This window comes from Streptomyces sp. SN-593 (assembly GCF_016756395.1).
GTDB classification, from domain to species: domain Bacteria; phylum Actinomycetota; class Actinomycetes; order Streptomycetales; family Streptomycetaceae; genus Actinacidiphila; species Actinacidiphila reveromycinica.
Map to the genome: position 1 here is coordinate 2804599 of NZ_AP018365.1, position 12502 is coordinate 2817100.

Annotated in this window: 9 protein-coding genes; 8 read left to right on the top strand and 1 reads right to left on the bottom strand. The window is 75.3% G+C overall.

Features of this window, described 5'->3' with window-relative positions; translation table 11 throughout:
- Positions 1-63 precede the first annotated feature (63 nt).
- The 7 genes from RVR_RS11535 to RVR_RS11565 all read left to right on the top strand — a co-directional run bounded on the left by RVR_RS11535 (position 64) and on the right by RVR_RS11565 (position 10862).
- The gene (locus RVR_RS11535; RefSeq protein ID WP_346731447.1) at positions 64-1533 is read left to right on the top strand and encodes a hypothetical protein; all 1470 of its coding nucleotides are present in this window, start codon (positions 64-66) and stop codon (positions 1531-1533) included.
- A 110-nt stretch (positions 1534-1643) separates the two neighbouring features.
- Positions 1644-2609: a glutamate ABC transporter substrate-binding protein gene (locus RVR_RS11540; protein WP_202238543.1), complete on the top strand. Its 966-nt coding sequence runs from the start codon at positions 1644-1646 to the stop codon at positions 2607-2609.
- 153 nt (positions 2610-2762) lie between these two features.
- On the top strand, positions 2763-4052 hold the full coding sequence (locus RVR_RS11545; RefSeq protein ID WP_202233764.1) for a hypothetical protein: 1290 nt from the start codon (positions 2763-2765) through the stop codon (positions 4050-4052).
- 291 nt (positions 4053-4343) lie between these two features.
- The gene (locus RVR_RS11550; protein WP_202238544.1) at positions 4344-6878 is read left to right on the top strand and encodes a serine/threonine-protein kinase; all 2535 of its coding nucleotides are present in this window, start codon (positions 4344-4346) and stop codon (positions 6876-6878) included.
- Between the two features lie 4 nt (positions 6879-6882).
- Entirely contained in the window at positions 6883-8316 is a 1434-nt protein-coding gene (locus tag RVR_RS11555) for a PP2C family protein-serine/threonine phosphatase (RefSeq protein WP_202233765.1), read from the top strand.
- A 79-nt stretch (positions 8317-8395) separates the two neighbouring features.
- The gene (locus RVR_RS11560; protein WP_202233766.1) at positions 8396-9721 is read left to right on the top strand and encodes a vWA domain-containing protein; all 1326 of its coding nucleotides are present in this window, start codon (positions 8396-8398) and stop codon (positions 9719-9721) included.
- Between the two features lie 70 nt (positions 9722-9791).
- Complete coding sequence (locus RVR_RS11565) at positions 9792-10862, top strand: FHA domain-containing protein (protein WP_202233767.1); 1071 nt, start codon at positions 9792-9794, stop codon at positions 10860-10862.
- Between the two features lie 18 nt (positions 10863-10880).
- Here the strand turns inward: RVR_RS11565 and RVR_RS11570 are convergent, their stop codons facing one another.
- Positions 10881-11861, bottom strand: a complete 981-nt coding sequence (locus tag RVR_RS11570; RefSeq protein WP_202233768.1) for a methyltransferase domain-containing protein — start codon at positions 11859-11861, stop codon at positions 10881-10883.
- 84 nt (positions 11862-11945) lie between these two features.
- On the opposite strand from RVR_RS11570, the gene RVR_RS11575 reads away from it, so the two are divergent.
- The gene (locus tag RVR_RS11575) at positions 11946-12350 is read left to right on the top strand and encodes a globin (RefSeq protein WP_202233769.1); all 405 of its coding nucleotides are present in this window, start codon (positions 11946-11948) and stop codon (positions 12348-12350) included.
- Positions 12351-12502 lie beyond the last annotated feature (152 nt).

Genomic DNA, 12502 nt, shown 5'->3' on the forward strand with positions numbered 1-12502 from the left:
TGCAGAGGTAGACGGCGGCAGCCATACTGCTGCTGCACGCCGAACGCTTCGTGGGGAGGGTGCGTGACGCAGACGCCAACCGGCAGCAGCACGGGTACCGCACCGGTGCGGGCGGTACCGGACCAGGCGGCAGAGCGGCAGGGCGGGACCGCCCGGCCCCTGCCGCCCGCCGCGCACGCCCCGCGCCTGACGGCCTGGCGGGAGTCACTCGTCCGGGTACGGGCGGCGGCCACCACGGAACCGGGCCGGCTGCGCCTGATCGGCGCGGCCGTCGCCGCCCTCGTCCTCGCCTTCGGCGCCGTCACCGCCTGGCAGGTGGCCGAACGGCAGTCCGCGGCGGGCAACGTGATCGACCACAGTGCCCCGTTGAGCGCGAACGCGGCCGAGATCTACCGCTCCCTCGCCGACGCGGACGCCACCGTCGCCGGCGGCTTCCTGGTCGGCGGCGAGGAGCCGAAGAAGGTGTCGGACCGCTACCGGAACGACATCACCACCGCAGCCGAGCTGATCGCCGACGCCGCCGCGAACAGCGCCGGCTCGCCGCAGGCGCGCACCCAGATCGCCACGCTGAACAGCCAACTCCCGCAGTACACCGAGCTGGTGGCGACCGCGCAGGCCGACAACCGGCAGGGGCTGCCGCTGGGCGGCGCCTACCTGCGGTACGCCGACGCGCAGATGCGCAAGCAGGGCGGCCTGCTGGACGCCGCCGACAAGCTCTACCAGGCCGAGAACGGCCGGCTCGGCGCGGACTACTCCGACGCGAAGGCCATGCCGTACGTGTCCTGGGCGCTGGGCGTGATCGCGCTCGCCGCGCTGGTCTGGGCGCAGCGCCGCCACTACCGCCGCACCAACCGGGTGTTCAACCAGGGCCTGCTGACGGCGACGGCGGCGACCGCGGTGGTGCTGGTGTGGCTGGTCGCGGCGCACACCGTGGCCCGGAACGACCTCGCGGACTCCTCCACCCACGGCGCGAAGTCGATCCAGGTGCTCAACAACGCCCGCACCGAGGTGCTCCAGGCCCGCGGCGACGAGAACCTGACCCTGGTCGCACGCGGCTCCGGCGACGAGTACGAGAAGAACTTCACCCAGGAGATGGAAGCGCTGGCCGGCAAGGGCAGCGGCGCCACGGCGGCCGACGGCAGCGAGCTGGCCCAGGCGCTGGCTCTCGCGGACAAGGAGGCCGGCCGCGCGCCGGTGCGCTCCGCGATCGCGGACCTCGCCGAGTGGCGGCAGCGGCACACCAGCGAGCGCGCCGCCGACGACGGCGGCGACTACACCACCGCGGTCGCCGAGGTGATCGGCGGGAAGAACAGCAGCGGCGCGCAGGTGACGGAGACCACCGGGAAGACCTTCGACGCGGTCGACACCAGCCTGGGCCAGGCCGTCGCGCAGGAGCAGAAGGAGTTCCACCAGGCCGCGACCGACGGCCGCGGCGCGCTGGCGCTGCTGCCGTTCGGCGCGGGTGTGCTGGCGGTGCTCGCCGCCGCTGCCGCGCTCGTCGGCATCGGCCGGCGGCTGTCGGAGTACCGGTGAACGCGGTGCGGACGTACAGACGTACACAGGGGCGGAGCAGGTCCGGCCGGGCCGGGAGCGAGGAGGTCGCGGTGAGCCGTACAGCACGCGGATGGGGCGGGGTCGCCACGATGGCGGCGGCCTGCGCGCTGACCGTCACGGCGGCGCTGAGCCCGTTGGGCGTGGGGCCGCTGGCCGGCGTCCCGGCTGCGGTGCGGGCCTCGACCTCGGTGCCCTCCGCCGGCACGCCGATCGCGCACGGGCAGTACGCCGCCGCGACCGACGCGGGCACCTGCGCGGCGCCGGAGGCCAGCCTGTCGCCGTCGTCGGGCAGCACCGACGGCGCGGCCGTGGAGCGGATCAGGAAGCGCGGCCGGCTGATCGTCGGGGTGGACCAGAACAGCTACCTGTGGGGCTTCCGCGACCCGGAGACCGGCGCCATCGCGGGCTTCGACATCGAGATCGTGAAGGCCGTCGCGCAGGACATCCTCGGCAGTTCGGCGAAGGTGCAGTACCTCACGGTGCCCACGAACAAGCGGGTGCCGGACATACAGGAGCACAAGGTGGACATGGTGGTGCGCACCATGTCGATCACCTGCGACCGGCTCCAGAAGGTGGCGTTCTCCATCCCCTACTTCGAGGCCGGCCAGCAGCTTCTGGTGCCCAAGGACTCGGCGATCACCGGGTACGACGACAGCCTCAAGGGCAGGACGGTGTGCACCGCGTCGAGTTCGACCGGGCAGGCCAAGCTGGAGCAGGACGCGCACGGCGCCCGCGTGAAGGCCGTCGACAACCAGCTCGACTGCCTGGTGCTGCTGCAACTGGGCCAGGTCGACGCGGTGTTCACCGACAACGCGCTCGCCGCCGGCCAGGCCGCGCAGGACCCGACGGTGCACGTGGTCGGATCACCGGTCACCAAGGAGCCGTACGGTGTGGCCATGAACCTGGACGACAAGGACCTCGTGCGCCGGGTCAACCAGGTGCTGACGGCCTACGAGGCCGGCGGCGCGAACAGCGCGTGGATGCACTCCTACGAGAAGTGGCTCGCCAAGGACCTGCCGGGTGTCACCGGACCGCCGGAGCCGACGTACCAGTAGGGAGGGCGGTTCTCCGGGAGGTGCGGTCCGCCGGGGGCGGGGCCTCCCGCCGGCGGGGACGCTCCGCCGGACGGCGGGACGGCAAGGCAGCGAGGCAGCGGGACGGCGGGGCGGCACGGTCAGCTTGGGCACGGCCTACGGGAAGAGGGTGTGATGGCGGTCGCGGGAGCCTCCGGACCGGTGATGGGCCGGGAGGACGTCGATCTTGCGCTGGAGCGGCTCGGCGCCGAGCACGAAGCCGTCGAGACCTCCCTGCTCGCCCTCCAGGACCACTCCGGGCGCAGACTGCTCGAAGGCGCCGAGCTGACCGGCGTCACCAAGGAGCGGTGGGAGCGCACCGACACGGCGATCACCGCGATGTGGGCGCACTTCGACGCGTACACCGGCGCGTTGCACGCCGCCCGCGAGCTGCGGGCCCGCCGCCGCTGGCCGACCCAGACCGAACTGGCGCGGCTCACCGAGCTGTTGCGCGGCGAGGGCGTCACGGTGCTGGGCGCCACGGTGCCCGACCACGAGCGCTCGCTCACCGGCCCGGCCCGCGCCAGCGAGCAGTTGAGCCTGGGCGAGCTGGTCCGCCGGATGACCGCCTGGTACGACCAGGCCATGGAGACCGTGGCCGCCGCCGACGCGGTGTGGTCCGCGCTGCCGGCCCGGATCGACCTGCTGGCCGCCGAGACGCAGCGGGTCCGCTCGCTGGCGCGCTCGGTGGGCGTGCGCCCGGGCGAGCACCCCTGCGGCGACGAACTGGAGTCTCTGGTCGAGGAGTTGACGGAGCTGCGGGCCCGCAGCGTCTCGGACCCGCTGGCCTTCTGGAACCCGCTCCCGGCCCCCGGCCGGCCCGACACCGGGCGCTACGACGACGCCGGGCGCCGGCTGGAGGAGATCCGGCGCGAGGTGGAGGCGGTCCTGCATGTGCGGGACGACGCCGAGCACCGGCTCGGGCGGCTGCGCGACGTGATGTCGCGGGCCGACCGCACCCTCACCGAGGCGCGCGCCGCGCGGGTCGAGGTGCTGTCGAAGATCCTTGCCTCCGACGTGCCCGCGGTCAGCGGGCCGGCCTCCGCGCTGCACGAACAGCTCGCCGCGGCCGAGGAGTTCGCCAGGACCGCGCAGTGGCACCGGCTCTCCCCGCTGCTGGACGGCCTGGAGGGGCACGCCGACGACGAACTGCTGCGCGCCAGGGAGTCGTTGACGGCGGTGACCGCGCCGCTGGCGGTCCGGGCGGAGCTGCGCGGCCGACTCGACGCGTACCGGGCCAAGGTGGCCAGGCTCGGTCTGGCGGAGGACCCGGTGCTGATCGAACGGTACGACCAGGCACGGCGGTTGCTGTGGAGCGCGCCGTGCGACCTGGGCGCGGCCGAGCGGGCGGTACGGCGCTACCAGCAGGCCGTCTCCGACCTGGGCAGTACCCCGAGCGGTTCCGCTGACCGGGGGTCGGCATGAGCGGGCACGCGGCGTCGGCGCCGCACCCGTCGACACCGCGCCCGTCGGCGCCGCACCCGTCGACACCGCGCCCGTCGGCGCCGCACCCGTCGACACCGCGCCCGCGCCCGCGGGCGGGTCGGCGCGCGATCGGCGGTCCGCGCGCGAGAATCGGCACGGGGCCGCGCCCGGGAGCGGGCATCGGCACCGGCGGCCGTGCGGAACAGGCGACGGCGTCAGGTACAGGGAAGGCGTGAGGGGGAGACCGTGAGCGAGTGCCAGCGACCCGGCTGCGACGGGACCTTGGAGGACATGGGCGGCGGCGACCTGTACTGCGACACGTGCGGGCTGGCGCCGTCGCCGGCCCCCGCGCCGGCGGCTGCCCCGTCCGGTGCCGCGGGCTCCGGTACGGGCGCGGGCGCGGCAGGTGCGGGCGGCCCTGGTACGGGGGGTGCGGCGCCGGTTCCCGGCGCCCGCTCCGGCGCGGACTCCGGCCAGTCCTCCACCGGCGCGTCCTCCGCTTCCTCCTCCCGCTCCTCGCGCTCCTCCCAGGCGTCGCGCCGCTCGGTCTCCGGGCGGCTGTCGCAGTCACTGGCCGGCGGCTCCACCGGCGGCTCGGTGTCGGTGCGCAGCACCCGCGGTTCGAGCAGCGGCCCGACCCGCGGCAAGCTGGGCGCCGGGCTGGTGCCCGTACCGACGGTGCCGCGGCCCGATCCGGCCGCCGCGGTGCTGGAGAACCCGGAGGTGCCCGAGCGCAAGCGGTTCTGCAGCAAGGGCGACTGCGGGGCGCCGGTGGGCCGCAGCCGCGAGGGGCGCCCCGGCCGTACCGAGGGCTACTGCACCAAGTGCGGGCACCCGTACTCCTTCACGCCCAAGCTGCGCCCGGGGGACGTGGTGCGCGGGCAGTACGACGTGGCGGGCTGCCTCGCGCACGGCGGGCTCGGCTGGATCTACCTGGCCAGGGACCGCGCGGTGGCCGACCGCTGGGTCGTGCTGAAGGGCCTGCTCGACACCGGCGACGAGGACGCGCTGGCCGCCGCGGTCTCCGAGCGGCGCTTCCTCGCCGAGATCGAGCACCCCAACATCGTCCGGATCTACAACTTCGTCGAGCACCTCGACCAGCGCACCGGCACCCTCGACGGCTACATCGTGATGGCGTACGTCGGCGGCAAGTCGCTCAAGGAGATCGCCAACGAGCGCCGCACGCCCGAGGGCCGGCGCGAGCCGCTGCCGGTCGCCCAGGCGATCGCGTTCGCCATCGAGGCCCTGGACGCGCTCGGCCACCTGCACAGCCGCAACCTGCTGTACTGCGACTTCAAGGTGGACAACGCGATCCAGACCGAGGACCGGCTCGAACTCATCGACATGGGCGCGGTGCGCCGGATGGACGACACCGAGTCGGCGATCTACGGCACGGTCGGCTACCAGGCGCCCGAGGTCGCGGAGGTCGGCCCGTCGGTCGCCTCCGACCTGTACACCGTCGCCCGCACCCTGGCGGTGCTGACCTTCGACTTCCAGGGCTACACCAACGTCTTCGTGGACAGCCTGCCCGACCCGGACAAGATCGAGGTCTTCCGGCGCTACGAGTCGTTCTACCGGCTGCTGGTGCGTGCCACCGACCCGGACCCGCACAAGCGGTTCGCCTCGGCCGAGGAGATGGCCGACCAGTTGCTGGGGGTGCTGCGGGAGGTCGTCGCCCTGGAGTCGGGCACGCCGCGGCCGGCCCTGTCCACCCTCTTCGGTCCCGAACTGCGCGTGGTGGACACGCAGTTGGTGCGGCCGCTGACCGGGGACACCTCGCAGCTCGGCGCGGTGCGCCCGCCGGACGCGCCGCGGCGCTCCCGCGCGGACCGCGGTGCCCGGGCGCAGACCGCGCCCGCCGTACCGCCGCCGGGCGGCGGCTGGGGCCCCGGCCGGCCGATCGTCTCCCGGCTCGACACGACCGCGGCCGTCCTGGCGCTGCCGGTCCCGCACGTCGACGCCGGCGACCCCAACGCCGGCTTCCTGGCCGGTATCGCGGCCGCGGCGCCCGGCGAGGCGGTGGCCGCGCTGGCGTCCGCGCCGGTCGACTCGGTGGAGAAGCGGCTGCGCGAGCTGCGGGCCCTGCTGGAGCTGGACGACCTGCCGGGCGCCCAGGAGGTGCTGCGCGGTCTGGAGGAGTCCGGCGAGGACTGGCGGGTGGTCTGGCACCGCGGCCTGGTCGGGCTGTGCGCCGCCGACCACGCGACGGCGGCGCTCAGCTTCGACGCGGTCTACGACGCCTTCCCCGGCGAGCCCGCGCCGAAGCTGGCGCTGGGCGTCTGCGCGGAGGTGCTCGGGCAGCTCGACAACGCCGCCGAGTACTACCGCCTGGTGTGGACCACCGACCACGCCTACGTGAGCGCGGCCTTCGGGCTGGCCCGGGTGCTGCTGAGGTCCGGCGACCGGGTCGGCGCGGTGCGCGCCCTGGAGTCGGTGCCGGAGTCGTCCATCCACTACACCGCCGCCCGGGTCGCCGCGATACGCGCCCGGCTGCGCGACCGCGCGCCGCAGGAGCCGCTGCTGCCGGACCTGCACGCCGCGGCCCGCCAGGTCGAGGACCTGCAACGGCAGGGCCTGGACCACGACCGCCGCGAGCAGCTCGCCACGGAGGTGTACGGCAGCGCGCTGGACTGGGTGCTGGCCGGCCGCAACGGTGCGGGCGGGGCCCGGGACGCGCCGGTGCTCGGCGCCGAACTGGACGAGCGCGGACTGCGGTTCGGCCTTGAGCGGTCCTACCGGGTGCTCGCCCGGCTGGCCCGCCAGGGCGGTACGAGGATCGAACTGGTGGAGCGGGCCAACCGCTTCCGCCCCAGGACCTGGGTGTGAACCGATGCGACCACTGCCCGAGTCGGCGCCCTCGGCGCCCACGGCCCGCCCCACGATCTGCCCCGACTGCTCGGAACCCCAGGGTCCCGAGGACCGGTACTGCGGGCGCTGCGGGCGCGACCTGAGCGCGCCCGTCCCCGGGCCGGGGCCCGCTGACCCGGGCCCGGGCCCGGACGGCCCGGCCGCCGCGGAGCCACGGGCCGCGGGGCGGGACGGTGCGGACGGCGGTGCGGACAGCGGCGCCGCCGAGGCCGGGACCGACCTCGCCCCGGCCCCGGAACCGGCCGGCACCGGCTCCTTCCTGCTCGCTCCCCCGCAGACCGCCTCCGCTTCCTCCGGTTCCTCCCCTGCCGCCTCTTCCGCCTCGTCCTCCTCCGACGACACGCTTCCGCTCGGCTTCTCCGCGCACCGGTCCGACCCGCGCGGGGACGACGCCGGCAGCGGCGGTGCGGCCGGCGGCAGCGGGACCGGGAGCGGCGGCGGCAGCGGCAGCGGCGGGAGCGGGGCCGGCGCCCCGGCCGCGGCCGGCCCGGTGTGCGTGGCGTGCGGCGTCGGCGGGGTCGACGACGACGGCTACTGCGAGCACTGCGGGCACGCCCAGCCCCGGCAGCGCGACCACCAGGAGAAGGAGCTGGAGGGCGTGGCCGCGGTGAGCGACCGCGGGCTGCGGCACCACCGCAACGAGGACGCGTTCGCGCTGGGCACCGTCGCCCTGCCCGACGGCGGCGCCGCCGTGGCGGCCGTGGTGTGCGACGGCGTGTCCACCGCCTACCGTCCCGACGACGCCTCCGCGGCGGCGGCCGCGACCGGCAGCGAGGCGCTCTTCGCCGCCCTGGAACGCGGCGCCTCCCCCGACGACGCGATGCGCGAGGCGCTGCTGACCGCGTTCGACGCGGTGAGCGCGCTCGCCGAGGAGGAGCCCCCGGAGCCGGTCCACCGCAACGCCCCGGCGTGCACCTGCGTGAGCGCGGTCATCACCGGCCCGGTCTTCACCGTCGGCTGGATCGGCGACAGCCGCGCGTACTGGGTGCCGGACGACCGCGGCCGCCCGGCCGCCCGCCTCACCGAGGACGACTCGTGGGCCGCGCGGATGGTCTCGGCCGGGCTGATGTCGGAGGCCGAGGCGTACGCCGACGCGCGCGCCCACGCGATCACCGGCTGGCTCGGCGCGGACGCGGTCGAGGTGGACCCGCACGTGGCGGCCTTCCAGCCGGAGGGCCCGGGCGTGGTCGTGGTGTGCACCGACGGGTTGTGGAACTACGCCGAGTCGGCCGCGGAGATGGCCGAGGCGGTGCCGGCCGACGCCCGGACCAGGCCGCTGGCGAGCGCGCGTTCGCTGCTCGGCCTGGCGCTCGACGGCGGCGGACACGACAACGTGACGGTCGCGGTGCTGCCGTTCCCGGCAGACGTCGCACGGGCAGTATCCCCCTCCGCCTAGCTCCGGCCGGCGCGGCGCCCGGGTGTCCGCGCACGGCAGGGGGGCGGACGAGCATCGGCGTTAAGGAGCACAGGAAGCGATGCCCAGTCTTTCGAAGTCGAACGTGCCGCAGTTCTCCGTCGACGTGTACCAGAACGAGTACCTGCCCGAGGGCGGCCGCGAGGTCAACGCGATCGTCACGGTGACCTCGACCGGCGGCGGCACCTCCGGCGGCCTGCCCCTGCCGGGCGGCTCCGCGTCGGCCGGGGTGGTCATCATGGTCGACTGCTCGGGGTCGATGGAGTACCCGCCGACGAAGATGCGCAACGCGCGGGACGCGACCGCGGTCGCCATCGACGCGCTGCGCGACGGGGTGGCGTTCGCGGTGGTGGCCGGCACCCACCAGGCCCGCGAGGTCTACCCGGCCAACGGCGGTCTGGCGGTGGCCGACGCGACCACCCGCGCGCAGGCCAAGCAGGCGCTGCGCAAGCTCACCGCGGGCGGCGGCACCGCGATCGGCACCTGGCTGCGGCTCGCCGACCGGCTGCTGGACGGCTCCGGCGTCGGCATACGGCACGGCATCCTGCTCACCGACGGCCGCAACGAGCACGAGAAGCCGGAGGACCTGGCGAGCGCGCTGGACTCCTGCGCGGGCCGGTTCACCTGCGACGCGCGCGGGGTCGGCACCGACTGGGAGGTCAAGGAGGTCACCGGGATCGCCTCGGCGCTGCTCGGCTCGGCGGACATCGTCGCCGACCCGGCCGGCCTGGCCGCCGACTTCCAGGCGATGATGCACAGCGCGATGGGCAAGGAGGTCGCGGACGTCGGCCTGCGGGTGTGGACCCCGCAGAACGCCGAGATCGCGTTCGTGAAGCAGGTCGCGCCCACCGTCGAGGACCTGACCGGGCGGCGCACGCAGTCCGGTCCGCGCAGCGGGGACTACCCGACCGGGTCATGGGGCGACGAGTCGCGCGACTACCACATCTGTGTGAAGGTGCCACCGGTCGTCGTCGGCCAGGAGATGCTGGCCGCCCGGATCTCGCTGGTGTTCCCGCAGGCCGCCGGCACCCCGGAGGTGCCGGCGCAGGGACTGGTGCGGGCGCTGGGCACCGACGACATGGCCGCCTCGACCCGGATCAGCCCGCAGGTCGCCCACTACACCGGGCAGGCCGAACTGGCGCAGGCGATCCAGCAGGGTCTGGAGGCCCGCAAGTCCGGTGACCTGGACGCGGCCACCGCCAAGCTGGGCCGGGCGGTGCAGCTCGCCAGCGTCTCCGGCAACGAGGGCACCGCGAAGCTGCTGGCCAAGGTGGTGGACGTGGTGGACGCGGCGAACGGTACTGTGCGGTTGAAGCCCAAGGTCGCCGACGCCGACGAGATGACCCTGGAAACGCGGTCGACGGTGACCGTGCGAGTGAAGAAGTAGCCATCGGGTACCAAGTGCTCGCGCACACCTTTTTAAGCCGCCCGAGCCGGGCGGAGGGGGAGCCGACACCATGCCGATCTGTGCCAACGGCCACCAGAGCAGCGCCACCGACTGGTGCGAGGTCTGCGGCCTGCTGATGGCGTCGCCGGCCGCGGGGTCGCGGCCGGCGTCCTCCGCGTCGTCGTCCTCGGCCTCGCCGGTCTCGGCCCCGCCGTCCTCGCCCTCGCCGCCCGGGTTCGGCGAGGGCCCGGCGGGCGGCTCCGAGCGCTGCCCGAACTGCGGGACGCCGCGGGAGGGCGCCGCGCTGTTCTGCGAGGAGTGCCGCTACAACTTCCGCACCCACGCGGCGACCGTGGTGCCGCCGCAGCCCGTCCCGCCCGAGTACCCGCCCTACCAGCGGCAGGAGTCGCAGGTCTCGCGGCCGTCCCAGGTCAACCGGCCGGCGGAGTCGGTGCCGGACGGCTCGGTCACCGTCACCTCCGGCTCGGGGGACTTCGTGCTCGACCCGCCGTCCAGGCCGGCGCGGCCGGGGGCGTACGAGCCGGGGTCCGCAGGGCCGGGGGCGTACGAGCCGGGGTCCGCAGGGTCGGGGGCATCCGCGCCGGAGTTCGCGGGGTCGGGGGCATCCGCGCCGGGGTCCGCGGGGCCGGGGGCATCCGCGCCGGGGTCCGCGGGGCCGGGCGGCTCGGCCACCGCCACCGGGCAGCCGCCGCAGTCCGCCGCGGCGGGCAGCAGCGCCGGCTGGGTGGCGGTGATCGCCGCGGACCGGGCGTACTTCACCGCGATGATGGCCCGCAGCGGGCCCGACGCCGGGAAGCTGTACTTCCCCGTGTTCTCCCCGGAGGTGGAGGTCCCGCTCACCGGGCACCAGGTCACGATCGGACGCCGCCGGCACAGCACCGGCGAGGCGCCGGACATCGACCTGTCCCGCTCCCCGGAGGACCCGGGGGTGTCGCACCACCACGCGGTGCTGGTGCAGCAGCCGGACGGTTCGTGGTCGGTGGTCGACCAGGACTCCACGAACGGGACCACGGTGAACCTCGCCGAGGAGTCCATCCGGCCCTACCTGCCCGTCCCCCTGGCCGAGGGGGACCGGGTGCACGTCGGCGCGTGGACCACGATCACGCTGCGGCGGATGTGAGCCCCGCGGCCCGGGCGTTCACGTCCCGGCGATCGGCCAGGTGTGCGGGCCGTCGGGACGGTCGCGCCAGATCCACTGGTCCGGGCCGTCGACGGTGAGGCCGTAGCGGGTGCGGTCGGCGGCGGACGCCCGGCCGAACACGCTCACGGCGAGGCCGTGTTCGGGGGTGCCGGCCGGTGCGCCGGAGGCTCCGCGCAGCGGGACGAAGTACGCGGGCGTGGGCAGGAACCGTCCCTCCGCCCGGCCGGGCCCGTGCACGGTCAGGGCCACCAGGCCGGCGGCCAGCGGCAGCAGCGCCAGGCCGCCGGGCACGCACTGCTCCAGCCAGGCCGCGGGCACCCCCGGCAGCTCGCAGGTGGCCATGATCCGGTCGTACGGGGCGCGGGGCGGATGCCCCAGCGCGCCGTCGCCGGTGACCACGGCGACCGAGCGGGCCGCCTCGGTGCCGTAGGCGTCCAGGTGGGCGCGGGCCGCGGCCGTGATCTCCGGCTCCAGGTCGATCGTGGTCACCGTGCCCGGGCCGAGCCGGTGGGCCAGGAGCGCCGCGTTGTAGCCGGTGCCCGCACCGATCTCCAGCACCCGTTCCCCGCCGTGGACGTCCAGCGCCTGGCACATCAGCGCCATGAGCGAGGGCTGGCTGCTGGAGGAGACAAGCTCGCCGCCGACCACGCGGGTGGCGATCGGCCGGTCCTCGTAGGCCGCCGCGAGCCGCCGGCCCGACCAGCCGTCGAACCCCGCGTACCCGCCCCCGTCCCCGCCTCCACCGCCCGCGGGCTCGTCCTCGTAGCCGTCGTCGTACCCGTCCTCGTAGCCGCCCTCGTCGTCCAGCACGAACAGGTCGCGCGGGACCTCTTCGAAGGCCGCCCGCCAGGCGGGGTCGGTCAAGCCGCCGCCGGCCACGATGCGGGAGACCATCCGGGCCCGCAGCGACCCCGCGGCGGCGGCGTACCGCTGCCCGCGGCGTCCCTGCTGCCGCCCGTCGGGCCCTGTTCCGGCCATACCTCCATCGTGCGCCGGAAAGCCCCCGGAGGACGAACCGGAACACCGCTGAGGGCCGGGCGGCGCATCTGCGACGATGGAAGGGTGAATGAGATCCGGCGCGGCGAGTTGCAGCAGCAGACGTTCTACGAACTCGTCGGCGGCGAGGAGACCTTCCGCCGCCTCGTACACCGCTTCTACCAGGGCGTCGCCGAGGACCCCGAGCTGCGCGCGATGTACCCGGAGGAGGACCTCGGCCCGGCCGAGGAGCGCCTGACGCTGTTCCTGATGCAGTACTGGGGCGGCCCGCGCACCTACAGCGACAACCGCGGCCACCCCCGGCTGCGGATGCGGCACATGCCCTTCGCGGTGGACCGCGCCGCCCACGACGCCTGGCTGCGCCACATGCGGGTGGCCGTCGACTCCCTGGAGCTGCCCGCCGAGCAGGAGCGCCAGCTCTGGGACTACCTGGTCTACGCCGCCGCCTCGATGGTGAACACCCCGGGCTGACCCCGCCCCGCGTCCCCGTGGGCCCGCTGGCCCGGTCGGTGTGGCCGGAAACGTGCGCCCGGGACGTCCGCTCGGCGGACCATCACGATCGGATTGCGACATGGGCCGCCCCGCTTATGCGCCGCCGCGCTCTTTGAGAGCATCCCGTCAGG